The organism is Acidovorax sp. 210-6 (assembly GCF_010020825.1).
Lineage (GTDB): Bacteria > Pseudomonadota > Gammaproteobacteria > Burkholderiales > Burkholderiaceae_C > Simplicispira > Simplicispira sedimenti.
Window position 1 is genome coordinate 1,221,311 of sequence record NZ_JAACJE010000001.1, and the last position, 23,963, is coordinate 1,245,273.

Here is a 23,963-nt window from a genome sequence, read left to right on the forward strand (position 1 = left end):
TTTGGTGTGCAGTCCTTGCGGTGGGGTGGGCCTTTGCAGTTGCTGCAATTGCGTGGATGCCACGGTGGCCCGGTCCGGAGGTGCTGCTGTCGCTCTTGCCGACAAACCTTACATTATACCGGTCTGAGCGTTTTTCAAGCTTTTTCAGGCTTTTCGGGCTGGATGGCCCAGCAATGCGTTGCGTTTTTGCTCCAGGGCGCGGTAGCGCTCCAGCGCCGAAGGGTCGTGTGCGGCGCGTTCGATGAGTGCGCTTTGCTCGGCCTTGATGTCTTCCACCAGCATGCGGTTGAGCAGGTCACGCAGCTCTATGCGCAGCTCTTTCAGGTCGCCCTCGGTCTGGGCGTGGGCACCGGTCATGACCCGCAGCGCCAGGTCCTCGCAGGGGTGGTCGCGCAGACGCTCGCGCAGCACGGCCCAGGGCAGGGGGCCTGTGGTGTGGAACAGGTCTTCGATCCACGTGAACAGTGGCCCGTGGGGTGCGCTCTGGGCGCACAGCACGGCATGGTCTTCATGGCCGAGATGTTCCATGAAGTCCATGTGCGACAGCAGCAGGCGCGCCGCATGGTCGATCCGGGCGCTGGGCAGACCCCGCGGCATACGGGAGGTGCCGGGCCAGGGCGGGGGCACCGATTTGCTTCTCCGAGCCTGGCGTGGCGCATGGTCGTTGGGCATGGGGTGCAGATCGCCGCTGCCCTGGGGGGGGTGGCGCGCAGGGTGGGGGGTGGCGCCAGGGCTGCGCTGCACCTCGCGGGCGTTGGCGCGTTGCCAGAGGTCCAGCAGGTCGCGCGCGTCGAGCTGGGCCAGCTCGGCCAGCTCACCCAGCAACTGGCGCTTGAGTACGCCGTCGGGCAGGGCGCTCCACAGAGGCCGGGCATTGCTGGCCATGTGCGCACGGCCTTCGCTGGTGCCCAGGTCGCAGCCGTCGCTGGCGGCGTCGATCAGGAAGCGGCTCAGCGGCATGGCGTCGCCCACCATGCGCGCAAAGGCATCGCTGCCGTGGGCGCGCACGAAGCTGTCGGGGTCGTGTTCGGGGGGGAGGAACAGGAATTTGATGCTGCGCGTGTCGCCCGCGTGGGGCAGGGCGCCCTCCAGCGCCTTGCGCGCGGCGCGGCGCCCGGCGGCGTCGCCATCGAAGCTGAACACCACGGCGTCGGTGAAGCGTAGCAGTTTTTGCACATGCTCCGGCGTGCAGGCCGTGCCCAGCGTGGCCACGGCGTTGGGAAAGCCCAGTTGGGCCAGCGCCACCACGTCCATGTAGCCTTCGGTGACCAGTGCGTAGCCCTGTTCGCGGATCGCGTTGCGCGCCTCGAACAGGCCGTACAGTTCGCGTCCCTTGTGGAACACCGGGGTCTCGGGGGAGTTGAGGTACTTGGGCTTGTCGTCCCCCAGGACGCGGCCGCCAAAGCCAATGCACTCGCCCTTGACGTTGCGGATAGGGAACATGACCCGGTCGCGGAAACGGTCGTAGCGCTTGCCGTCTTCTTCATTGACGATGACCAGGCCGCTTTCTTCGAGCAACGGGTCGTCATAGTGCGGAAACACGCTGGCCAGGCTGCGCCAGCCCTCGGGGGCGTAGCCCAGGCCGTACTGCTTGGCCACCTGGCCCGAGACGCCGCGCCCCTTGAAGTAGGCCACGGCACGGGGCGATTCACGCAGGTGGCGGCGGTAGGCAGCACCGGCTTTCTCCAGCACATCGCTCAAGGTGGCCTGTTTTTGGCGGGCGGCGGCGGCGCGTTCGCGCTCCTGGGGCGAGACATCGTCTTCCGGCACCTGGAGGCCCACTTGGCGTGCCAGGTCCTGAACGGCATCGACAAAGCCCATGCCAGCGTGCTCCATGAGAAAGCCGATGGCATTGCCGTTCTTGCCACAGCCAAAGCAGTGGTAGAACTGCTTGGACGGGCTGACGCTGAACGAGGGCGATTTTTCGCCGTGGAAGGGGCACAGCCCCATGAAGTTGGCGCCGCCCTTCTTGAGCGCGACATAGCGGCCCACCACCTCGACCACGTCCACGCGGGCGAGCAGTTCCTGGATGAAAGACTGGGGGATCGTCACGGCTGGGATTGTCCGCGTAAACTGTCCGTAATCACTGGTATTTGGGGTAATCGTCTCACACCGCAACGGTGGACATGTACGAAAGAGAGGCGGGGAAAGTGCTAGCCAGCCATGGACTGCGGCGGCGTGCGGTGTTGGTCGGTGCAGCGCAGGCCGCGCTGTGGTGCGGCCCTGCGCACGCGGCCGTGCCAGTGCTGCGCGTACTCGCCTGGCCAGGTTACGCTGATCCAGACTGGGTGCAAGCCTTCGAGGCGCGCCATGGTGTGCAGGTGGAGGTCACCATTGTCGGCTCGGACGAGGTGCTGCGTGCCAAGCTGGCCGATTCCAGGGGACCGGGCTATGACGTGGTGGCGGCCAACACGGTGGAACTGGCGGCCTTGTTGGCGCGTGACGAATTGGCGCCGCTGACCCTGGCCGACCTGCCCCAGGTGGCGCGCCAGCTGCCACGTTTTCGCGGCCCTATCGAGGGCATTGTGCGCAACGGCAAGACCTATGCCGTGCCCTACACCTATTCAGAAATGGGGCTGGTGTACGACCGCCAGCAGTTCAGCGCACCGCCCCAGTCGCTTTCCGTACTGTGGGATCCGCGCTGGCGCGGCAAGGTTTTGGCCTTCGATGGTGCGACCCATGCGTTTTCGCTGGCGGCGCTGGAGCAGGGGCAGTTGCCCTTTCGCATTGCCCAGGACCAACTCGCGCCTCTGGCGCGCCACCTGGTGCGATTGCGGCGCAACCTGCTGTCGCTCTACTCGCTGCCCGAGGAGTCGGTGGACCTGTTCCGTCGGCACCGCGTGGCGGTGATGCACGCCAACTACGGTCAGCAACAGCTCAAGCTGCTGCGCGATGCGGGGTTCAACGTGGGCTATGTGGTGCCGCGCGAAGGGGCACTGGCGTGGCTGGACTGTTGGGCGGTCTTGCGCCGCTCGGCGCAGCAGGCGCTGGCAGCGCAGTGGGTCAACCACATGCTGCACCCTTCGGTAAGCCTGGAACTCACACGCCGCCAGGGGCTGGCCAACACGCTGGAGGAGCCGGCGGCGCTGGACAGCGAAAGCCTGCTGGGCCCCATTGTCTGGTTGCAGCCAGTGGAAGACGAAGCCCAGCGCACGCGGCTGTGGCAACGCATTGTGGCGGGCGACAGGCCCGAACGGTTTTAGCCATGATGCGCATCAACATCGGGCAACGCCTGGGGCTGCTGTTGGCCAGCTTCAGCCTGCTGGCGGCCTTGCTTTTGGGTTACTTGACCTATACCGCTGCGCGCGACATGCTGGTCGAGCGCGCGCAGCGTACCTTGCTGGACACCACACGCATTCTCTCGTCGCACCTGCAAGCGGGGTTTGATCAGTTGGGGCGTGACGCCACCATGCTCGCGATGCTGGCCGGTGGCTTGCCATTGCCGGGTGGACCCGTGCCAACCGCTGCACAGGCGCAGAGCCTGGAAACGCTGGCCCACATGTTTCGTGCCCAGCTACTGGCGCGGCCAGGACTGTTGCAGGTTCAGTTGATTGGCCTGCGCGATCATGGCTTGGAGCTCGTGCACCTACAGCGTTTGGCGGACGAGCGCATTGTGCGTGTGGTCGGGGCGGCGCTGCAGGAGAAAGCCCATTTCCCTTATGTGTACGAGACAGCGCGCCTGACCAGCGGCGGGGTGTACTTCACGGAGTTCGGTATCAACCGCGAAGACGGCGTACCGCAGGAAGAGCGTGCGGTCTTCAGCGTGGCAGCGCCCGTGGTACAGGGGACAGCGGTGGTGGCGGTGGTGGTGCTGCGAGTGGATGCAGAAGCCTTTTTGCGGCATTTTGGAGCGACCCTGCCCGCCCCCTATGGGTTCTATCTGGCCAGCCGCTGGGGCGATTTTCTAGCGCATCCGGAGCGGGAAAAGGCCTTTGGCTTTGATCGTGGCCAGCGTGTGCTGGTGCAGGAGGAGTTCGTCGCCACGGCGGCCTTGCTCTCGGGCGCTGAGCGTGAATTGGTGTTTTCCCACACCGAGTCCCCAGGGGGGGCTCAGATTCAGGCGTTTGTGCGCGTGCCCTTCGGAGCGCGTGACGACGGGCGCTTTCTGCTGCTGGGCCTGTCGCAGTCCATGTCGGCCGTGCTGGCGGAGGCGCAGGATCTGGGCGGCACCATCGTGAAGATGATTGCCGTGCTGGCCTTGGTGGCCGCCTTGCTCGCGGCCTGGGTGTCGCGCGTGGTTACGGGCCCCTTGCGGGCCGTGGTGCAGGCGACCGAAGCTTTTTCACAAGGAATGCCGCACGGTGCCCTGCCGGTGGAGCGGCTGGATGAGTTGGGCGAGCTGGCACGGGGATTTCGCGACATGGAGGCACAGATCGGCCAGCAGATGGACGAACTCAACCGCAGCCGCGACGCGATGACCCATTTGGCACACCACGATCCGTTGACGGGTCTGCCCAACCGCCGCATGTTCGAGCAGCGCCTGGAGCAGGCCCTGGATCGCACCCGCCGCAGCGGCAGGCCCTGCGCGCTGGTGTTTGTCGATCTGGACGATTTCAAGTCGGTGAACGACAAGCTGGGCCATGCCGTGGGTGACGCCGTGCTGCGGGCCGCGGCCCAGGCCATTGTCGGCGCGGTGCGCCAGGTGGACACTGTGGCCCGCCTGGCAGGAGACGAGTTCACCGTGCTGTGTGAAAACGTGGACACCGACGATGCTGCACAGCATGTGCTCGACAAACTGCGCCAGGCCTTTGCCCAGCCGCTGCAGGTCGATGGCCGGTCCATGGTGGTGCGCGCCAGCATGGGAATCAGCCTCTATCCCAAGGACGGCGATGATGCACGCACCCTGCTGGCCAGTGCCGATGTCGCGATGTACCAGGCCAAGCTCCGGCACCGCGAGATCTCGCAGTAATGCGCTGTTCCCCACACAACCTCTACCGATTGTTTGCCCATGACTTCCATCTTCGACCAGCACCTGCCCCGCACCGCCGCCAACTTCGCACCGCTGTCCCCATTGGGTTTCATCGAGCGCACCGCCGAGGTGTATCCCGACCGCCTGGCCATCGTGCACGGCAGCCTGCGCCAGACCTGGGCGCAGACCTACGCGCGCTGCCGCCAGCTCGCCAGCAGCCTGCGCCGTGCCGGTATCGGCAAGAACGACACCGTGGCCGTGATGCTGCCCAACACGCCGCCCATGGTCGAGGCGCACTTTGGCGTGCCCATGGCGGGCGCCGTGCTCAACGCGCTGAACACGCGCCTGGACCCCGAGGCCATCGCCTTCATGCTCGACCACGGCGAGGCCAAGGCCGTGATCGTGGACCCCGAGTTCGCGCCCACCCTGGCCAAGGCGCTGGCGCTGCGCCAGTCGAGCGCGCCGCTGCTGCTGATCGATGTCGAGGACGAGGTCTTCGGGCCCGCGCTGCAGAAGGTCGGCAGCACCACCTACGAAGCCTTCGTGGCCACCGGTGATGCGGCCTTTGCTTGGAGCCTGCCCGCCGACGAGTGGGATGCCATTGCGCTCAACTACACCAGCGGCACCACGGGCAACCCCAAGGGCGTGGTCTATCACCACCGGGGCGCGGCCATCAACGCCATCAGCAACGTGATGGAGTGGGACATGCCCAAGCACGCCGTGTACCTGTGGACGCTGCCCATGTTCCATTGCAACGGCTGGTGCTTCCCCTGGACGGTGGCGGCGCGCGCGGGCGTCAACGTGTGCCTGCGACGCGTGGAGGCGCAGGCCATCTTCGACGCCATCCGCAACCACGGCGTCACGCACTACTGCGGCGCACCCATCGTGCATGGGCTGCTGGTGAACGCGCCCGAGGCCATGAAGGCGGGCGTACCCGCAGGCGTCAAGGCCATGGTGGCGGGCGCTGCGCCACCGGCCTCGATGATCGAGGGCATGGAGAAGCTGGGCTTCGACCTGACCCATGTGTACGGCCTGACCGAGGTGTATGGCCCCGCCACCGTGTGCGCCAAACACGAGGCCTGGAACGACCTCGACATCGGCGAGCGCGCGCGTCTCAATGCCCGCCAGGGCGTGCGCTACCACCTGGAGCGCGACGTGCGCGTGCTCGACCCCGAAACCATGCAGCCCGTGCCCCAGGACGGCGAGACCATGGGCGAGATCATGTTCAAGGGCAACATCGCCATGAAGGGCTACCTGAAGAACCCCAAGGCGACCGAGGAGGCCTTTGCCGGGGGCTGGTTCCACAGCGGCGACCTGGCCGTGCAGTACCCCGACGGCTACATCAAGATCAAGGACCGCAGCAAGGACATCATCATCTCGGGCGGCGAGAACATCTCGTCCATCGAGGTGGAAGACGTGCTTTACCGCCATCCCGACGTGCTGGCCGCCGCCGTGGTGGCCAAGCCCGATCCGAAGTGGGGCGAAACACCCTGTGCCTTCATCGAACTCAAGGTCGGCGCCACCACCACGCCCGAGGACATCGTGGCGCACTGCAAGAAGCACCTGGCAGGCTTCAAGGTGCCGCGTGCCGTGGTGTTCGGTGAGCTGCCCAAGACCAGCACCGGCAAGATCCAGAAATTTGAATTGCGCAAGCAGGCTGGATCGGCGGGTGCGATCGATGTGTGACCATTGTTGGATCCGTGTGGCGGTTTGGCCGCATCCGGTTGTGCGATGAATAGCTCTCCCACCTTCGGCATGCTCACCGTGTCACTGCTGGGCGGCATCGGCCTGTTCCTGCTCGGCATGACCATGCTTACCGACGGCCTCAAGTTGGCCGCAGGCCGGGCCCTGGAGCGTATTCTCGCCGCCTGGACGCGCACCCGCCTGCACGGGCTGGCCACCGGTGTGTTGCTCACGGCGCTGGTGCAGTCGTCCACGGCCATGACCGTGGCCGCCATCGGCTTCGTCAACGCCGGGCTGCTGAGCTTTACCTCGGCGCTGTGGGTGGTGTTTGGCTCCAACCTCGGTTCTTCCGTCACGGGATGGCTGGTGGCATGGATTGGCTTCAAGATGAAGGTGGACGCGTTTGCCCTGCCGTTCATCGGCCTGGGCATGGCGCTCAAGCTCACGGGCGAGGGCACGCGCCGGGGTGGGCTGGGCATGGCCTTGGCCGGGTTTGGCGTGCTCTTTTTGGGCATCGATTTGCTCAAGGAGGGCTTTGAAGGACTGGGGCCCCAGGCCCTGCCGCAGCTCGACGGAACACTGCCGGGTGTGATCCTCGCAGGCCTGCTGGGCATTGGGCTGACGATCCTGCTGCAGGCCTCGTCGGCCACGCTGACCTTGGTGTTGACCGCCGTGGCTGGGGGCATGATGCCCGTTGAGGTGGGGGCGGGCGTGGTGATTGGCGCCAACGTCGGCACCACGCTCACCGGCATCCTGGCGGCCATCGGCGCCACGTCCAATGCCCGCCGGCTGGCGGCGGCGCATGTGCTGTTCAACGTGGTGACCGCCGTGGTGGCCGTGGCGGTGCTCTCGCCCTTGCTGCGGCTGATCCATGCCGTGGGCGTCTGGCTCACGGGCAGCGGCGATGCCGTGACGCAACTGGTGCTCTTCCACACGCTGTTCAATCTGCTGGGCGTGCTGCTGATGTGGCCGCTGTCCGGACCGCTGGTGCGGTTCCTGCTGGCGCGGTTCACCACGGCCGACGAGGACGCGGCGCGCCCGCGCTACCTGGACCGCAACGTGGCGGCCGTGCCGGTGCTGGCCTTGCAGGCGCTGCGGCACGAGCTGGCGCGTCTGGGCCATCTGGCCATGCAACTGGCGCGCGAGGCCACGCGCCTCAACCCCGTGGCATTGCCCTGGACAGCACCTGTGCCCCAGGCCGATGTGCGCCTGGGGCGTCAGCTCCAGTCCATCGAGCAGTTGCAGTTGCAGATCGGCAAGTTCGTGAGCGAAACCAGCCGGGGCGCCATGCACAAGGAGGTGGCGACCCAGTTGCCGGAGTTGCTGCGCATCGCCACGCATTTCGACACCCTGGCGCGGGTGATGCACCATGTGGGCGTACAGGGCAACCACACGCCGCGCGCGGACGAATCGCCCGGGCTGTCGCTGCTGATCCTGCCCGGCATGCCCGAGCGCGCGCCCGCGGATGCGGCGCCACCGGGCACCGACATCGTGGCCTGCGTGGTGCCGGTCTTCACGGCAGCGGAGGCCTTCTTTGCCGCAGCCGACCCGGAAGGCCCGCAGCAGGCGCAGGGCGGACCGTGGCTGGCGGGCGAGGCCCGAGCGGCCTTCGAGGAGGCCTACCAGACGGCGAAGGCGTCGCTCCTGCACGCAGGCGCTGGAGGCGGGGTCGATGTCAATGCGGTGTACGACTGGCTGTCACGGCTCAGCGACCTGCGCCGCGCCGTGGAGCAGGGCTACAAGGCCAGCCAGCGGCTCGCGGCTTTGCCGGAGCTGTCTGGGCAGGCAGAGGGAGGCGCGGCCCAGCCGCTGGGCTACCCTGCAACGGGCGATGGCGGTGCATCGCCGGGCATGGAATCGGCCGAGTAAGCGGCTGAAACGCTCCTTTTTTAATAGCTGCTGGCGCCTATAAATAGGGCGTCAGAGCCATTTTTCGCTCTCAATCACCCATGACCACGCCTTCGCGGCGCGGGTCGGCGCCGCCGAGCCACGCCGGGCGGCCCTGGGCCTGGCCGCGTTGCAGGGCCTGCAGGCCGCTGGTCATGTTCATCTCGCGCACCTCGGCGCCACGCGCACGCAGTTGCTCCACCGTGGCGGGCGGGAAGCGTTTTTCTTCCAGCAGCGAGGGGCCATTGAGCGAGCCGAAATTGGGCAGGTTGATGGCCTGCTGCGGCGACAGCCCCCATTGCAGCGCGCCGTAGAGCGTCTTGGCCGTGTAGTGGATGATGAGCGCGCCGCCGGGGCTGCCGCCGCTCATGAGCACCTGGCCGCTGGCCTTGTCGAGCACCAGCGTGGGCGCCATGGACGAGCGCGGGCGCTTGCCGGGCTGCACGCGGTTAGCGATGGGCGCGCCCTGCGCGTCGGCGGGGGCAAAGCTGAAGTCGGTCAGCTCGTTGTTCAGCAAGAAGCCCTTGACCATCTGGCGCGCGCCGAAAGCGTCCTCGATGGTGGTGGTCATGGCCAGGGCATTGCCATGGCCGTCCACGATGCTGATGTGGCTGGTGCCGTACTCGGGCTGGTCGGGCATGGGGGCCAGGCTGGTCTGGGTGCCGGCGGGCTTGCCGGGCTGCGCCACCTTCATGCTCTGCGCGCCGATGAGCCGGGCGCGGCTGGCGAGGTAGGCCGGGTCGAGCAGGCTCATCCAGCTGCCACCCGGGGGCTGCACGAAATCGGGGTCGGCCACGTAGAGCGCGCGGTCGGCGAAAGCCAGGCGCGCGGCCTCGGTGTAGAGGTGCAACCAGTCCGCCGTGGGCAGGCCGTCCTGCAGCGGCAGGCTGGCGGCGTTGGTGTGGTTCAGGATGCCCAGGATCTGCCCCACGGCGATGGCGCCCGAGCTCGGCGGCGGGAAGCCGCACAGGCGGTAGTCCTGCGCTCGGGCGCGGTAGTCCACGCACAGGGCCTCGCGCTTCTTGGGCTGGTAGCCCGCCAGGTCGGCCAGACTGAGCTTGCCGGGGTTGGTGGGGTGCTTCTGCACCTTGTCCACGATGGCCTGGGCGATCTCGCCCTCGTGCAGGGCCTTGCTGCCCTCGGCGGCGATGCGGCGCAGCACGGCGGCCAGTTCGGGGTTGCGCAGGTGGGAGCCCACGTCGTGCGCGTTGCCGTCGGGCTTGAAGAAATAGGCGGCGGCCACCGGGTCTTTTTTCAGGTGGGCGTCGCCCTTGACCAGCGTGTGCAGGCGCGGGCTGACCTTGAAGCCGCCCTCGGCCAGTTGGATGGCCGGCTGGAACAGCGCGGCCCAGGGCAGCTTGCCGTGCTGGCGGTGCGCCATCTCCAGCATGCGCAAGGTGCCGGGCACGCCGACCGAGCGGCCGCCCACCACGCCGTCGTGGAAAGCCAGGGGCTTGCCGCTGGCGTCGAGGAAGAGTTTTTCGTCGGCAGCGGCCGGGGCCGTCTCGCGCCCGTCATAGGCCTCCACCTTGCCGCCGCTGGCGTGCAGCAGGAAGGCGCCGCCGCCGATGCCGCTGGACTGCGGCTCGACCAGCGTCAGCACCATCTGCACCGCGATGGCCGCGTCCACCGCCGAGCCGCCGGCCTTGAGCACCTGGTAGCCCGCGTCGGTGGCCAGCGGGTTGGCGGCGGCCACGGCGAACTTGCTGGTGGTCCAGCCCGGCTTCTCGGTGTAGCCCGAGGCGGCTTCGGGCTGGCTGGGCGCGGTGTAGTGGAACGTTGGTGCGCTGGCGCAGCCGGCGAGCGCGGCGGCCAGGGCCAGCGCACCCAGGCGGGAGGGATGCAAAGCGTTCATGGGCGTCTTTCGCAAAGGATGGCCGCCCATGGTAGCCCTGCCGCAAAAGTTGTGCTGGCACCAAGGAAAAATGCCTTGTACCGCAATAAATACGGGCGCTGGCAGCTATAAAAATAATAGCAAAATGCGCCGTGCACCGAGGCCGCGCCAGGGCGTGCCCATGGGCTGCGTTCCAGCCACCTTGTCATCCACGGGCCGGGTGCGGGCAGGAGGTGGCCCTCAGGCCGCAATCACGCGGTTCTTGCCCGCACGCTTGGCCAGGTACATGCCCTGGTCGGCGCGGCGGATGGCTTCGGTGGCGGTCTCCTGGGGCGTCATCTGGGCCACGCCTGCACTGAAGGTGATGAGCACCTTTTCGTTGTTGCGCAGGAAGAAGCGTGTGGTCAGCTCGCGCTGCAGGCGCTGCATGGCTTCCACGCCTTGTTCCTGGGTCGTGTCGGGCAGCAGGATCACAAACTCCTCGCCCCCATAGCGCGCCAGCTGGTCTTGCGGGCGCATGACAGCGCGTACCACGTTGGCCAGGTGCACCAGGGCGGCGTCGCCGGTATCGTGCCCCAGGCGGTCGTTGAGTTGCTTGAAGTTGTCCACGTCGAGCAGGGCCACGCACAGCGGTGTGTCGGAACGGCGCGCGCGTGCGATCTCGCGCTCCAACACTTCGTCCAACCCCTTGCGGTTGAGCGAGCCGGTCAGCGGGTCGTGTCGTGCCTGGGCGCTGGCCTGGTCCAGCTCTTTCTGCAGGCGAGTCATCTCTGCCTGTTTTTCGGCGGTGCGCTCACGCAGTTCGGTCAGTTCGGCGTGGGCCAGTCGAGTGTCCAGTGCCATGGTGCGCGTTGCCTGCACCACCTCGCCCAGCACAGGGGTGATGTCCTCGATGCGGCTGGCTTGCGAGATCTGCTCGGCGTAGCGTTCCATCTTGTTCTGGTAGCCGCTGCTGGCATCCGTCATGGCTGACAGGCGTTCGACGAAGGTGGCCAGCATTTCCTTCATCTGATCCTGCGCTTCGACCATCCGGCCCTTGGCCTCGGTCTGCTTGAAGATCACGTCCTTGAGGCGGCGCTGCACATCGTCGAGCCGCCGCAGTGTGAGCGGCTGAGCCGTGGCGGCCACCAGCGCTTCGGCCTGGCCGTGCAGCCACTGGTCGTCGATGCTCAGCGCCGTGATGTTGGTGAACACCATGTTCAGCAACTCCAGCAGCATGCTGCGAATGGCAGCCTGGTCCTCGGCGGCGAAAGACAGGCGGAAGGTGAAGTTGCCCAGCATGAGCTGGAGGGTGCTGGCTGGCGGGTCGGGCTGGCGCAGGAAGCCCACCAATTGCTCGCCCAGCAGATGGACGCGGGCGTCATCGCTGCTCAGGCCATGGAGCGTATGCTCAATGAGGCGCGCGAGTTGTTCGGCCAGTTCTTTGTGCACCGTACCAGGGCGGGCGCCGACGGTGCTGCCGATGGTGGGGCTGAGTGGCGCAGGGCCTGTGGTGGCGGGCGCGGCGTCCAGGTGGGCGGCCGGTGTGCTGGCGCCCAGCTTGGCGTAGCCCACCAGAACGGTCTGCATGGCCGACCAGTCTTTTTGGTTGACGGCGGATTCGAACTGCTCCAGCAGGCGCTTCTGTGCCGGTGTCTGGCCGGGAATGATGCGCAGGATCTGGCGCAGTGGCAGTTCTGGGAAGGGCAGGGGCGAGCTGGCCCCGGCGATTTCGTCATAGATCTGCCGAAAATGCTCCGGCGTGGGGGGGAGGCGGCGCTGGGCGAGTTGCTTGAGCGTTTCGCGCGCAATGTCTGATGGAGGGCGTTCGGCCATGGCAGGCAGCGGTTGGGACAGGGAGCTGTCGAAAGGCCTGCTAGTGTGACAGAGGCGGCGCTGATTGCACAGTGCGTGCGGGTGCACGCCCCAGATACAAGTCAGCTATTCGTTGTATGCGTGCGGCACCTCCAGCGCATGACGCTGGCGTGGGCCATCCCAGGGCTCCCGCGCAAGAGCTGCCCTGCCGCGCCGGGCGCGTCCCCCTGCCCGCAGCGCTGCAAGAGCGGGGGGGGGGAAGGTGCGAAGCGCCGCAGGGGTCGCTTATGTCAGTTCACCAGTACCAGCTTGCCCTGCACGCTGCGCGAGCCCATGTGGGCATAGGCGGCGGGCAGTTCGGCCATGGGCATGGTGCGATCGATCACGGGCTTGATCTTGCCCTGGCCGTACCACTGGGCCAGCTCCATCATCATGGCGGCGTTGGCCTTGGGTTCGCGCTTGGAAAATTCGCCCCAGAACACGCCCACGATGCTGGCGCCCTTGAGCAGCGGCAGGTTCAGCGGCAGCGCAGGAATGGGGCCTGCGGCAAAGCCGATCACCAGGTAGCGCCCACGCCAGGCAATGGCGCGGAAGGCGGGTTCGGCGAAGTCGCCGCCCACGGGGTCGTACACCACATCCGGCCCCTTGCCGTCGGTCAGGCGCTTGAGGGCTTCGCGCAGGTCTTCACGGGTGTAGTTGATGGTGGCGTCGGCACCGATGGAGGTGCACAGCGCGCATTTCTCGTCGGTGGAAGCGGCCGCAATCACCTTGGCACCCACGGCCTTGGCAATCTGGATGGCCGCTGTGCCCACGCCGCCTGCGGCGCCCAGCACGAGCACCGTTTCGCCGGCCTTGAGTTGGCCGCGGTCGATCAATGCGTGGTGCGAGGTGGCATAGGTCATGATGAAGGCGGCGGCATCCACATGCCCGAAGCCTGCGGGCAGGGGCATGCAAAGCGCCGCAGGTGCCAGCGTGTGGGTGCCAAAACCGCCCGTGCCCGAGAGGCAGGCCACGTTCTGGCCCACCTGCAGGTGGGTGACGCCTTCACCCACGGCCTGCACCACGCCCGCGTATTCGGCGCCGGGGACAAAGGGCAGGGGCGGCTTGATCTGGTACTTGTTCTGCACGATCAAGAGGTCAGGGAAGTTCAGGCTGGCGGCCTTGATCTCCACCAGCACCTCGCCCGCCTTGGGCGTGGGGGTGGGCAGTTCGGTCCAGGCCAGGGCCTCGACGCCCGTGGGATTGGTGCATAGCCATGCGTGCATGGGGGGTCTCCGGTCGTGAAAATCGAACGCCAGATGATAGGTGTGCACCATGGCCTCGTGTGTCCCACGGGCGACGGGCGCCGGGGGCACGGCACAGGGGCGGGCGGGCGCCTACAATCGCCGCCAACCCTGTGCTGAACCATGAAGATTCTTCTGTCCAACGACGACGGCTACCAGGCCCCGGGCATCGTGGCCCTGCACCGCGCATTGCAGCAGGTGGCCGATGTGGAGGTGGTGGCCCCTGAGCACAACAACAGCGCCAAGTCCAATGCACTGACCCTCAATGCGCCCCTCTATGTGCACGAGGCGGCCAATGGCTTTCGCTACGTCAACGGAACGCCTGCCGACTGTGTGCACATTGCGCTGACCGGGTTGTTGGGCTACCGGCCGGATCTGGTGCTTTCTGGCATCAACAATGGCGCCAACATGGGGGACGACACCATTTATTCGGGCACCGTGGGTGCGGCCATGGAAGGCTACCTGTTCGGGATACCCGCCATCGCGTTTTCGCAGGTGGACAAGGGTTGGGGCGAGCTGGAAGCGGCGGCGCAGAAGGCGGCCGACATGGTGCGTCAGATGCTTGCACTGAAGCTCGTGGGCCAGACCCCCTGGTTGCTCAACGTGAACATTCCCAACCTGCCCCTGCAGGCCCTGCGTGGTATCAAGCTGTGCCGCCTGGGGCGGCGCCATGCCGCCGAGCGCGTCATCACCCAGGTCAGCCCGCGGGGTGAGACCATGTACTGGATCGGTGGTGCAGGCGCGGCGCTGGACGACAGCGAAGGCACCGACTTCCATGCCACGGCGCTGGGGCATGTCTCGGTGACGCCGCTCAAAGTCGATCTGACCGACCACCAGAACCTGGGGTACTGGGCGCAGACGGCGGCCCGTTTGTCCGCAGGGACCGAACCCGCTGCGCTGAGGGAATGATGCAGCAGCGCCGCCCTGGTTTTCCGGCACGCATCGCACCGTCTGTGCCTGGCGGGCAGCGCCCTGCGGTGGTGCCTGCGGTGCAGCGGCCGGTGTCCATTCCGGCGCCGGCCGGGCTGGGGTTGGACTCCGCAGCGGTGCGCGCGCGCATGGTGCAGCGCCTGGCTGCTGGCGGGGTGAGCTCAGGTGCCGTGCTCACGGCCATGGGCGCGGTGGAGCGCCACCGCTTTGTGGACAGTGCCCTGGTCAACCAGGCCTACGAGGACACCAGCCTGCCCATTGGGCTGGGGCAGACCATCTCCAAACCCAGTGTCGTGGCGCGCATGATGGAGCTGTTGCTGGGTGCCGAGATTGCACGCAGTGCCGCAGGCCTGGGCCGGGTGTTGGAGGTGGGTACGGGTTGCGGCTACCAGGCTGCGGTGCTGGCGCGTCTGGCGCGTGAGGTTTACAGCATTGAGCGTCTGCGTGGGCTGCACGAGAAGGCACGCACCAACCTGCGGCCGTTGCGCCTGGCCAATGTGCATCTGATTCTGGGCGATGGCATGGAAGGCTATGCCAAGGGCGCACCCTATGCCGGCATCGTCGCTGCGGCCGGCGGGTCGCAGTTGCCGCTGGCTTGGTGCGAGCAACTCGCCGTGGGTGGGCGTCTGGTGGCACCCACAGCCCTTGCCGATGGGCAGCAAGTGCTTCTGGTGGTGGACAAGACCGCGCACGGATTGAAACAAACCGTGCTCGAACCCGTGCATTTTGTCCCCCTAAAATCGGGCGTTGCCTGACTGAAGGAGATTCGTTTTGTCTATGTTGCTCTCGCGTGGCCGCGGTCACTGGTGGTTTGCCGTCCTGTTGGGCCTGGCGCTGACGGGCTGTGGAACCCGCATGACCAAGGCGCCGGTGGAGGACCGGGGCACCGCCGCGGCAGTGCCGGTGCAGCCCGGCGAAGTGGTCCCTGCCAAGCCCATGCCGGGTGCTGAAAATGCAGGCAAGCCGGGTTATTACACAGTCAAGCCCGGTGACACACTCATCCGCATCGGGCTGGATACCGGCCAGAGCTGGAAGGACATTGCCCGCTGGAACAATCTGGACAACCCCAATCTGATCGAAGTCGGTCAGGTGCTGCGGGTACTGGCGCCGGGCGCGGTGGTGGCGGCTGCCAGCGAGTCTTCGGGGGTGGTGACCCGGCCGGTCACTTCGTCCACCGTGGCGCCTGCGCCGGTGGCCACCCCGGCCAAGCCTGCGGCGTCGGGTGCGGCGCCTGCACCTGCGACGGCACCTGCGGCCAGCGCCGCTTCTGCTCCAACGCCGGCTCCGGCGCCAGCGCCCGTGGCTGCTGGGCCTGACGATGACATGGGCTTCATCTGGCCTGCGAGCGGGCAGGTGTTGGCAGGGTTTGACGAAGCCCGCAACAAGGGTCTGGACATCGGTGGCAAGGCCGGAGATCCGGTGCTTGCCGCGGCGGATGGGCGGGTGGTGTATTCCGGCGCAGGTTTGCGGGGTTATGGCAACCTCATCATCCTCAAGCACAACAATACCTATCTGACTGCCTACGCACACAATCAGACCTTGCTGGTCAAAGAAGACCAGAACGTGCGCAAAGGCCAGAAGATTGCCGAGATGGGCAGCACCGACGCCGATCGTGTGAAGCTGCATTTCGAGATCCGTCGCCAGGGCAAACCGGTGGATCCATCGCGCTTCCTGCCCTCGCGTTGATCCACTGCATGGAGGCTACCGGCGTTCCCGCCGACCCCAATGAAGCTGCCACGGTGTGGTTGGCTGAGCCCGGCGACGACGAGACAGGGGCAGCGGAAGACATCGAGTGGCGCACCATCGATGTGGGCGCCGCTCAGCATGGTCAGCGGCTCGATCGCATGCTGGCCGATGCCGTGGCCGAGTTCTCACGCAGCTACCTGCAGCAACTGATAGAGCAGGGGGCCGTCAGCCTGCAGGGCAAACCTGTCCTCAAGGCCGCGCACAAGGTCAAGGTCGGCGACCTGCTGCGCCTGGAGATGCGCCCCACGCTGGAGAGTCAGGCCTTCCGCCCGGAGCCCATGCCACTGCAGGTGGTGTACGAGGATGCGCACCTGCTGGTGATCGACAAGCCCTCAGGGCTGGTGGTGCACCCGGCGCCCGGCAACTGGGGCGGCACGTTGCTCAATGGCTTGCTGGCATACGACCCCGCCTGCACCCGTGTTCCGCGCGCAGGCATCGTCCACCGTCTGGACAAGGACACCAGTGGCCTGATGGTGGTGGCCAAGACGCGGGCCACGATGGATACGCTGGTCGGCATGATTGGACGTCGCGAAGTGCAGCGCCAGTACCAGGCCGTGGCCCACCGGCCATGGCGGGGGCGCACGCAGGTGAGCGTCGAATTGCCGATCGGCAGGGATCCGCGCAACCGCCTGCGCATGGCGGTGGTGGATTTGGCCCAGCATGCGGGCAAGCCGGCGCGCACGGATGTGGAGTTGCTGGACGGTAACGACCAGGTGTGCTGGGTACAATGCACCCTGCACACGGGTCGCACCCACCAGATCAGGGTGCACATGGCCCACCTGGGGCACCCATTGGTGGCCGATGCGCTCTACGGCGGTCATCCCGCGCTGGGCTTGCAGCGCCAGGCGCTGCATGCGTTTCGTCTGGCGTTCAACCATCCCGTGCTGGGGACTGCGCTGGAGTTTCACGCGCCCCTGCCGCCAGATATGCAGCAGGCCCTGGCTGCGGCGGGACTGGGCTACAATCCGCCGAAATGACCTGGGCGGGCAATTCGCTGATCCGTGCCGGTGTTTTCGTCGCCCACAGGCCCTTGCCTGCAATGGCGATGGCGCAGCGACAAGATCGCTGCAGCTCCAGCCCCCCTTGATGGGCTTCTTCTGTTGGTATGGCGTTCCAGAGGGAATCTGGGGCCCATTTTTTCCCGGAACCGCTGAACCATGAACACGGTGGATGCCAAACGGGTCCTTGAAACTGCATTGATTTGCGCACCGCAGCCCTTGCCCTTGCGCGAGCTGCGGACGCTGTTCGATGATGCACTGGGCTCCGATACGCTCAAGATGCTGTTGCAGGAGCTTCAGCACGAATGGGCACAGCGAGGCGTGGAGCTGGTGCAGGTGGCGTCGGGGTGGCGGTTTCAGAGTCGCCCCGAGATGCGGGTGTACCTGGACCGGTTGCATCCAGAGAAGCCTCCGCGCTACTCGCGCGCCACCCTGGAAACGTTGGCCATCATCGCCTATCGGCAACCCGTGACGCGCGGAGATATCGAAGACATTCGGGGGGTCACCGTCAACAGCCTCATCATCAAGCAACTGGAAGACCGGGGCTGGGTGGAAGTGATAGGCCACCGCGAAACCGTGGGACGCCCGGCACTGCTGGCGACCACAAGACAGTTCCTGGATGACCTGGGGCTGTCTTCTTTGGATCAGTTGCCGGCTCTGGAAGAGTCGTCCGTGCAAGAGCGTTTGCTGGCAGGCCTTTCGGAAGACACCGACCCAGCCCAGGCCTCGTTGCCCGAGCTGGCTGACTCTGCCGACGCTTCCGCGCCGCAAGAGCCGCCAGCTTTGCTGGAGGCGCCCGCCAGTGACGACCCGCCCGCCGACCCATTATTGGATTTGAAGCCATGAACGACACACCAACCCCTGAGCCCACTGCCACACCTTCGACGGTGGAGCCGGAGGCTTCTACCGAACCGGTGCGGCACCAGCGTGCGCGCCGCTCCGCAGACCAGGCCGAGCGCGTCGAAGGCTATGCGTTCGCCGATGTGGTGTCGGGGCAGTTCGATGCAGACGAGACCCGAACCGATGTGCCCTCACCAGCCAAGCGGGTGTTGCAGCCCCAGGTCGAGACGCCCAAGTTGCACAAGGTGCTGGCCCAGGCAGGCCTGGGCTCCCGTCTGGAGATGGAGCAACTGATCCTGGAAGGCCGTATCTCGGTCAACAACGAGCCTGCGCACATTGGTCAGCGCATCCAGTACGGTGACCAGATCAAGGTCAACGGTAAGCCCATCCGCTTTCGGATCGATCCGCCGCCACCGCGTGTGCTGGCGTACCACAAGCCCGTGGGTGAAGTGGTGACCCATGACGACCCGCAAAGCCGTCCCACCGTCTTTCGCAAGCTGCCCCGGCTGGCGCAGGGCAAGTGGCAGTCCGTTGGACGGCTGGATCTGAATACGGAGGGCTTGCTGCTGTTTACCAATTCGGGGGAGTTGGCCAACAAGCTCATGCACCCGCGATTTGGGCTGGAGCGCGAATACGCGGTGCGTGTTCTGGGCGCCCTGAGCCAGGACGAAAAGAGCCGCTTGCTGGAGGGCGTGCAGTTGGATGACGGTGTGGCGGCGTTCGGCTCCATCGAGGAAGGTGGGGGCGAAGGCTCCAATTGCTGGTACCGGGTCACCATCTCAGAGGGGCGCAATCGCGAGGTGCGTCGCATGTTCGAGGCAGTGGGGCATGCCGTCAGCCGCCTGATCCGCATCCGCTACGGCGCCATGGTGCTGCCGCGGGGGCTGCAACGCGGTGCCTGGATGGAACTGGATGCACAAGACATCGCCGCACTGATGCGGGCTGCGGGTGCACAGTGGAATCCACCTGCGGCGGGCCGTGAGGGCACGCAGCGGCGTGGAAAGCCTGGTCAGGGCAATGGGCGCGCCCAAGCCCCCAGGGGGCGAGCGCCCGCGCCGGGCCGGGTCGCAGGGCCCAAGACACCAGGGCGGTCGGCAGCGGGTGCTGGGCAGCCTGACCCGCTCAAGACGTCCATCGGGTACATCGGCTCTGACAGTCTGCAGCGCCAGCGAAAGGCCCAGCGCCGAGCGGGGCCGGGGGGCGGAGGCCGACGTGGCGGACGCTGACATCACGGCACCCACGCGCGCAGGTTAAAATCAAAAGCTTTGCCAAGGCGGCAAAAATAACCTTCAACCCATTGTCCAGGAACAAAAAATGGCCATCGAACGTACCCTTTCCATCATCAAGCCCGATGCAGTTGCCAAGAATGTCATCGGTCAGATCTATGCCCGCTTTGAGGCTGCCGGCCTGAAGGTCATTGCCGCACGCATGCAGCACCTCTCGCGCCTGGAGGCCGAGCAGTTCTATGCTGTGCACAAAGAGCGTCCCTTCTTCAAGGACCTGGTGGATTTCATGGTTTCCGGTCCCGTCATGATCCAGGTTCTGGAAGGCGAGAACGCCATCCTCAAGAACCGTGAACTGATGGGTGCCACCGACCCCAAGAAGGCTGCCCCTGGCACCATCCGCGCCGACTTTGCCGACAGCATCGATGCCAACGCAGTGCACGGTTCGGACGCTGCAGAAACCGCCCAGGTGGAAGTGGCATTCTTCTTTGCCGGCCTGAACGTTTACTCCCGCTGACATGGTTTTTGGCAGGCTGCATATTCCGCAACCCCGGCTCGGCCGTGTGGCTCCTGGGCCTTGCGGTGTCTTGTGGATCTGCCAACAGGAATCCAGCTCATGACGGTCAATCTGCTGGATTTCGACCTCGATGGGCTCACGGCCTTCTGTGAGCAGCTCGGGGAGAAGCGTTTTCGCGCAACCCAATTGTTCCGTTGGATTCACCAGCGCGGCGCGCAGGATTTCGACCAGATGAGCGATCTGGCGAAGTCCTTGCGGGACAAGCTCAAGGGTTGCGCCCAGGTGTTGCCCTTGCCGGTGGTCAGTGAGCACCAATCGGCAGATGGCACCGTCAAATGGCTTTTTGATGTGGGTGCGGGCAACGCGGTTGAAGCAGTGTTCATTCCCGAGGACGACCGAGGAACGCTCTGTGTGTCTTCGCAGGCCGGATGCGCGGTGGGATGCCGTTTCTGCTCCACGGGTCATCAAGGTTTCAGCCGCAACCTGACCACCGGCGAAATCGTTTCGCAGCTGTGGTTTGCCGAGCATGTGCTGCGCAAGCGTTTCCAGACCCAGGACCGCGTCATCTCCAATGTGGTGATGATGGGTATGGGGGAGCCGTTGCAGAACTATTCGGCCCTGGTTCCCGCGTTGCGTGTCATGCTGGACGACCATGGCTACGGTCTTTCCCGTCGTCGCCTGACGGTCTCTACGTCCGGTGTGGTCCCCATGATGGATCGGCTCGCTGCGGATTGTCCGGTGGCCTTGGCAGTGTCCCTGCATGCGCCCAACGATGCGCTGCGTGATGTGCTGGTGCCGCTCAACCGCAAGTATCCGATCGACGAATTGCTGGACGCCTGCAATCGTTACCTTGTGCATGCACCCCGGGATTTCATTACCTTCGAGTACTGCATGCTCGATGGCGTCAACGATCAGCCGGAGCACGCGCACCAGTTGGTCGAATTGGTGCGCAAGCACGCCGGCAAAGGCGTGTGGTGCAAGTTCAATCTGATTCCTTTCAATCCCTTTCCCGCATCTGGGTTGCGGCGATCTGAATCGGCGCAAGTGAGTGCTTTTGCACGCATACTCAGCGAGGCAGGGATTGTCACCACGGTACGCAAGACGCGGGGTGACGATATTGATGCTGCGTGCGGTCAACTGGCCGGAGAAGTGCAGGACCGCACCCGCGTTGCGCAACGCATGGCCAAGCGTCGCACCATACCCATTGCCGTGATGGGCGCAGGATCTGACAACAAGGAGGCATGACATGACGGAAGGCAGGGCTCTTAGGGGTGCGTTTGGGGTGCGCTTGGCAACAATGCTGCTGCCGTGGATTGGCGTTCTTGCGTTGCAGGCTTGTTCCACTGCCGCTGCACCCCAAGGGGCTGCGGCAGAGATTGTCACGCCCTCTGATGAATCAGACGCTCGGCGCCGTGCACGCATCCGTCTGGAATTGGCGGTGGGCTATTTCGAAGCGGGCAAGGTGGCTTTCGCGCTGGACGAAGTGAAGCAGGCTCTGGCTTCCGATCCTGGCTTTGCCGATGCCTACAATCTGCGCGGTTTGATCTACATGCAACTCAGCGATCTGCCGATGGCGGACGAGAGTTTTCGCCGGGCGTTGAGCCTCAGACCCGGTGATGCCAACGTGTTGCACAACCATGCCTGGCTCTTGTGTCTCCAGCAAAAGTACGGCGAGGCCGACAAGCGTTTTATCGAGGCATTGGCCAACCCGGGCTACACCGCTCGCACTAAGACGCTGATGGCCCAGGGCTTGTGCCAGACCCGTGCCGGTGATTTGGCTCAGGCCGAAAAGACTTTTTTGCGTGCCTATGAACTGGACACGGCCAATCCCGTCGTGGGCTACAACCTTGCCGATATCTTTTTCCGCAAGGGTGAGTTGACCAGGGCCCAGTTTTACATCCGACGCATCAACAACAGCGAGCTGGCCAACGCTGAAACGCTGTGGTTGGGCGTCAAGGTCGAGAGGGCCTTGGGTGAGACGGTCGCGATGCGCCAGCTGTCAGAGCAACTGCGCAAGCGCTTCCCGCAAGCCAAGGAAACGGCAGCGTTGGATCGAGGGGCGTTCGATGAGTGACATGGGCGTCGTCGCTGAAGGGGTGGGTACCGATGTGGGGCAGGGCGCAGTGGCTTCTCCAGGGGCCATGCTGCGCACTGCGCGTGAGGCAGCAGGCATGCACATCGAGGCCTTGGCGGTGTCGTTGAAGGTGCCTGTGAGCAAGGTGCGGGCGCTGGAAGCCGATGATTACCAGCATTTGCCCGACACCGTGTTTGCCAGGGCTTTGGCGGGCAGTGTGTGCCGTGCCCTGAAAATCGATTCGGCACCGATTCTTGCGTTGATGCCGACAGGCCCGGCGCCCCGCTTGCAGCCTCAGGCGCCAGATGTGAATACGGCTTTCCGTGACGGAACGGAGCCCTCCCGGGTGGGGCCTGCACTGAGTTTTCTGACACGTCCGATGTTCTTGGCCGTGGCTTTGTTGTTGGCGGGGGCGGCAGTATTGGCCTTTTTCCCCGGTCTGGTGACTGAGTTGGTCTCCATGGGCGAGCGCATGACTGTGTCTGAGAAGTCTGCGGCGCCTTTGTCCACCGAGTCGGCACCACCGCCTCCGTCGCCATCACCGCAGGCCCTGCCTGCAGGGCCTGTCGCCGCTACGGTGCAAGAAGTTCAGCGTCCTGCCGAGCCTGCGGCTTCGGAGGTACTGGTCGCGCAAGCAGCGGTGGAGACAGCGTCCAGCCCGGTGATCGGAGACTCCTTGCTTGCTTTGCGGGCCAAAAGCGCTTCCTGGATTCAGGTGCGGGATGCTTCGGGAGTAACCACCTTGCAGCGTATCGTGGCCGCGGGAGAGACGGTGGTGGCAGAAGGAAAGCCGCCACTGTCGGTGGTCATCGGCAAGGCCGATGCCACAGAGGTCTTTGTGCGTGGCAAACCTTTTGACCTTGCCCCGGTGACCCGTGAAAACGTTGCTCGCTTTGAGGTGAAGCCCTGATGGCACAGCCAAACAACGCTCCAATAGACATCGCAACCCCTCGCCAGCGCCAGACGCGCCAAGCACGCGCAGTATGGGGTAGCAGGGTGGTCACCATTGGTGGTGGCGCACCGGTGCGTGTGCAGTCGATGACCAACACTGACACGGTCGATGCCATCGCCACTGCCATCCAGGTCAAGGAGTTGGCCCAGGCTGGCTCTGAATTGGTGCGTATTACCGTCAACACCCCGGAAGCCGCTCAGGCTGTGCCCTATATCCGTGAACAACTCGACCGCATGGGAGTGGATGTACCTCTGGTCGGTGATTTTCACTACAACGGACACAAACTGCTCACGGAGTTCCCTGACTGTGCACAGGCACTGTCCAAGTACCGCATCAATCCTGGCAACGTGGGCAAGGGGGACAAGCGAGACCGCCAGTTCGGCCAGATGATCGAGGCGGCGGTGCGTTGGAATAAATGCGTGCGCATTGGTGTGAACTGGGGCAGTCTGGACCAGGAACTGCTGGCGAGTCTGATGGATGCCAACAGCCAGCGTGCAGAACCTTGGGATGCCCGTCAGGTGATGTACGAGGCGTTGATTGCCTCTGCCATTGATTCTGCATTGCAGGCTGAGCGCATGGGGCTCGATGGCAGCCAGATCATCCTGTCCTGCAAAGTCAGCGGTGTGCAGGATCTGATCTCGGTGTACCGCGAATTGGCCAGGCGCTGCGATTACGCGTTGCATCTGGGGTTGACCGAAGCCGGCATGGGAACCAAGGGGACGGTGGCTTCTTCGGCCGCGCTGGCGGTTTTGCTGCAGGAAGGTATTGGCGACACGATCCGGGTCTCCTTGACACCCCAGCCGGGTGAGGCACGTACTCAGGAGGTGGTGGTCGCGTCTGAAATCCTTCAGGCCCTGGGGCTGCGCATGTTCGTGCCCAGTGTGACTGCCTGCCCGGGTTGTGGCCGCACGACCAGCACCACCTTCCAGGAACTGGCCAAGCAGATCGATGATTTTCTGCGTGAGCAAATGCCCGTCTGGCGCGAGCAGTATCCCGGGGTGGAAGCGCTGAAGGTTGCCGTGATGGGCTGCATCGTCAATGGCCCAGGGGAAAGCAAGCACGCAGATATCGGGATCAGCCTGCCCGGAACGGGGGAGGCGCCTGCAGCCCCGGTCTTCATTGATGGCCAAAAAGCGATGACCTTGCGTGGTGACAATATCGCCCAGGAGTTTCATCAACTGGTGCAGTCGTACATCGAAAAGCGGTTTGGTTCTCCGAACGGCCATCCATAAGGCGTGGATTCTCGAAACCCTGAACAAGGCGACGGCCGCCTTGAAGGATCGAGATCGACGC

General features: G+C 65.4%; 19 protein-coding genes. 15 read left to right on the top strand and 4 right to left on the bottom strand.

What is annotated here, in order from left to right; genetic code table 11:
* Positions 1-144: 144 nt before the first annotated feature.
* A complete protein-coding gene (dnaG, locus tag GWK50_RS05685) occupies positions 145-2,052 on the bottom strand; it encodes a DNA primase (protein WP_162015708.1) in 1,908 nt (635 codons plus the stop codon).
* Positions 2,053-2,150: 98 nt separating this feature from the next.
* Here dnaG and GWK50_RS05690 point away from each other — a divergent pair, with 98 nt between their 5' ends.
* The 4 genes from GWK50_RS05690 to GWK50_RS05705 are packed head-to-tail and all read left to right on the top strand — an operon-like array spanning position 2,151 to position 8,461.
* Positions 2,151-3,203, top strand: coding sequence for an extracellular solute-binding protein (locus GWK50_RS05690; RefSeq protein ID WP_242455300.1), 1,053 nt, complete (start codon positions 2,151-2,153; stop codon positions 3,201-3,203).
* Between the two features lie 2 nt (positions 3,204-3,205).
* Entirely contained in the window at positions 3,206-4,909 is a 1,704-nt protein-coding gene (locus tag GWK50_RS05695; protein ID WP_242455301.1) for a diguanylate cyclase, read from the top strand.
* 39 nt (positions 4,910-4,948) lie between these two features.
* Positions 4,949-6,595, top strand: coding sequence for an acyl-CoA synthetase (locus GWK50_RS05700; protein WP_162015710.1), 1,647 nt, complete (start codon positions 4,949-4,951; stop codon positions 6,593-6,595).
* A 45-nt stretch (positions 6,596-6,640) separates the two neighbouring features.
* Positions 6,641-8,461: a Na/Pi symporter gene (locus tag GWK50_RS05705; protein ID WP_162015711.1), complete on the top strand. Its 1,821-nt coding sequence runs from the start codon at positions 6,641-6,643 to the stop codon at positions 8,459-8,461.
* A gap of 70 nt (positions 8,462-8,531) precedes the next feature.
* Here the strand turns inward: GWK50_RS05705 and GWK50_RS05710 are convergent, their stop codons facing one another.
* From GWK50_RS05710 to GWK50_RS05720, 3 genes are all read right to left on the bottom strand, one after another.
* Positions 8,532-10,334: a gamma-glutamyltransferase family protein gene (locus GWK50_RS05710; protein WP_162015712.1), complete on the bottom strand. Its 1,803-nt coding sequence runs from the start codon at positions 10,332-10,334 to the stop codon at positions 8,532-8,534.
* A 219-nt stretch (positions 10,335-10,553) separates the two neighbouring features.
* Positions 10,554-12,128 (bottom strand): GGDEF domain-containing protein, encoded by a 1,575-nt coding sequence (locus GWK50_RS05715; RefSeq protein ID WP_162015713.1) that lies wholly within the window; start codon positions 12,126-12,128, stop codon positions 10,554-10,556.
* 269 nt (positions 12,129-12,397) lie between these two features.
* Positions 12,398-13,372, bottom strand: coding sequence for an NADPH:quinone oxidoreductase family protein (locus GWK50_RS05720; RefSeq protein ID WP_162015714.1), 975 nt, complete (start codon positions 13,370-13,372; stop codon positions 12,398-12,400).
* Positions 13,373-13,513: 141 nt separating this feature from the next.
* On the opposite strand from GWK50_RS05720, the gene surE reads away from it, so the two are divergent.
* The 11 genes from surE to ispG all read left to right on the top strand — a co-directional run bounded on the left by surE (position 13,514) and on the right by ispG (position 23,902).
* Positions 13,514-14,299 (top strand): 5'/3'-nucleotidase SurE, encoded by a 786-nt coding sequence (surE, locus tag GWK50_RS05725; protein WP_162015715.1) that lies wholly within the window; start codon positions 13,514-13,516, stop codon positions 14,297-14,299.
* On the top strand, positions 14,299-15,075 hold the full coding sequence (locus tag GWK50_RS05730) for a protein-L-isoaspartate(D-aspartate) O-methyltransferase (RefSeq protein ID WP_162018028.1): 777 nt from the start codon (positions 14,299-14,301) through the stop codon (positions 15,073-15,075). The genes surE and GWK50_RS05730 overlap by 1 nt, the downstream gene beginning before the upstream one ends.
* 22 nt (positions 15,076-15,097) lie before the next feature.
* Positions 15,098-16,006, top strand: coding sequence for a peptidoglycan DD-metalloendopeptidase family protein (locus tag GWK50_RS05735; protein ID WP_162018029.1), 909 nt, complete (start codon positions 15,098-15,100; stop codon positions 16,004-16,006).
* A gap of 8 nt (positions 16,007-16,014) precedes the next feature.
* Positions 16,015-17,043: an RluA family pseudouridine synthase gene (locus GWK50_RS05740; RefSeq protein ID WP_162015716.1), complete on the top strand. Its 1,029-nt coding sequence runs from the start codon at positions 16,015-16,017 to the stop codon at positions 17,041-17,043.
* 180 nt (positions 17,044-17,223) lie between these two features.
* Positions 17,224-17,910, top strand: a complete 687-nt coding sequence (gene scpB, locus GWK50_RS05745; protein ID WP_242455302.1) for an SMC-Scp complex subunit ScpB — start codon at positions 17,224-17,226, stop codon at positions 17,908-17,910.
* The gene (locus GWK50_RS05750; protein ID WP_197904981.1) at positions 17,907-19,130 is read left to right on the top strand and encodes a pseudouridine synthase; all 1,224 of its coding nucleotides are present in this window, start codon (positions 17,907-17,909) and stop codon (positions 19,128-19,130) included. The genes scpB and GWK50_RS05750 overlap by 4 nt, the downstream gene beginning before the upstream one ends.
* A gap of 88 nt (positions 19,131-19,218) precedes the next feature.
* Positions 19,219-19,644 carry a nucleoside-diphosphate kinase gene (gene ndk, locus GWK50_RS05755; RefSeq protein WP_162015717.1) on the top strand — a complete coding sequence of 142 codons (426 nt, stop codon included), beginning with the start codon at positions 19,219-19,221 and terminating at the stop codon, positions 19,642-19,644.
* A gap of 99 nt (positions 19,645-19,743) precedes the next feature.
* A complete protein-coding gene (rlmN, locus tag GWK50_RS05760; RefSeq protein ID WP_162015718.1) occupies positions 19,744-20,889 on the top strand; it encodes a 23S rRNA (adenine(2503)-C(2))-methyltransferase RlmN in 1,146 nt (381 codons plus the stop codon).
* A 1-nt stretch (position 20,890) separates the two neighbouring features.
* Positions 20,891-21,718: a type IV pilus biogenesis/stability protein PilW gene (gene pilW / locus GWK50_RS05765; RefSeq protein ID WP_162015719.1), complete on the top strand. Its 828-nt coding sequence runs from the start codon at positions 20,891-20,893 to the stop codon at positions 21,716-21,718.
* A 67-nt stretch (positions 21,719-21,785) separates the two neighbouring features.
* Complete coding sequence (locus GWK50_RS05770) at positions 21,786-22,628, top strand: RodZ domain-containing protein (protein WP_162018030.1); 843 nt, start codon at positions 21,786-21,788, stop codon at positions 22,626-22,628.
* Positions 22,628-23,902, top strand: a complete 1,275-nt coding sequence (ispG, locus tag GWK50_RS05775; RefSeq protein WP_162015720.1) for a flavodoxin-dependent (E)-4-hydroxy-3-methylbut-2-enyl-diphosphate synthase — start codon at positions 22,628-22,630, stop codon at positions 23,900-23,902. Before GWK50_RS05770 ends, ispG begins: the two co-directional genes overlap by 1 nt.
* Positions 23,903-23,963 lie beyond the last annotated feature (61 nt).

Coding starts and splice junctions, on each gene's coding strand:
- GWK50_RS05730 (WP_162018028.1), top strand. CDS start 14,299: ATGCAGCAGCGCCGCCCTGGTTTTCCGGCACGCATCGCACCGTCTGTG.
- GWK50_RS05715 (WP_162015713.1), bottom strand. CDS start 12,128: ATGGCCGAACGCCCTCCATCAGACATTGCGCGCGAAACGCTCAAGCAA.
- GWK50_RS05695 (WP_242455301.1), top strand. CDS start 3,206: ATGATGCGCATCAACATCGGGCAACGCCTGGGGCTGCTGTTGGCCAGC.
- ndk (WP_162015717.1), top strand. CDS start 19,219: ATGGCCATCGAACGTACCCTTTCCATCATCAAGCCCGATGCAGTTGCC.
- GWK50_RS05770 (WP_162018030.1), top strand. CDS start 21,786: ATGCTGCGCACTGCGCGTGAGGCAGCAGGCATGCACATCGAGGCCTTG.
- scpB (WP_242455302.1), top strand. CDS start 17,224: ATGAACACGGTGGATGCCAAACGGGTCCTTGAAACTGCATTGATTTGC.
- surE (WP_162015715.1), top strand. CDS start 13,514: ATGAAGATTCTTCTGTCCAACGACGACGGCTACCAGGCCCCGGGCATC.
- GWK50_RS05735 (WP_162018029.1), top strand. CDS start 15,098: ATGTTGCTCTCGCGTGGCCGCGGTCACTGGTGGTTTGCCGTCCTGTTG.
- GWK50_RS05710 (WP_162015712.1), bottom strand. CDS start 10,334: ATGAACGCTTTGCATCCCTCCCGCCTGGGTGCGCTGGCCCTGGCCGCC.
- GWK50_RS05750 (WP_197904981.1), top strand. CDS start 17,907: ATGAACGACACACCAACCCCTGAGCCCACTGCCACACCTTCGACGGTG.
- rlmN (WP_162015718.1), top strand. CDS start 19,744: ATGACGGTCAATCTGCTGGATTTCGACCTCGATGGGCTCACGGCCTTC.
- GWK50_RS05700 (WP_162015710.1), top strand. CDS start 4,949: ATGACTTCCATCTTCGACCAGCACCTGCCCCGCACCGCCGCCAACTTC.
- GWK50_RS05720 (WP_162015714.1), bottom strand. CDS start 13,372: ATGCACGCATGGCTATGCACCAATCCCACGGGCGTCGAGGCCCTGGCC.
- GWK50_RS05740 (WP_162015716.1), top strand. CDS start 16,015: ATGGAGGCTACCGGCGTTCCCGCCGACCCCAATGAAGCTGCCACGGTG.
- GWK50_RS05705 (WP_162015711.1), top strand. CDS start 6,641: ATGAATAGCTCTCCCACCTTCGGCATGCTCACCGTGTCACTGCTGGGC.
- pilW (WP_162015719.1), top strand. CDS start 20,891: ATGACGGAAGGCAGGGCTCTTAGGGGTGCGTTTGGGGTGCGCTTGGCA.
- ispG (WP_162015720.1), top strand. CDS start 22,628: ATGGCACAGCCAAACAACGCTCCAATAGACATCGCAACCCCTCGCCAG.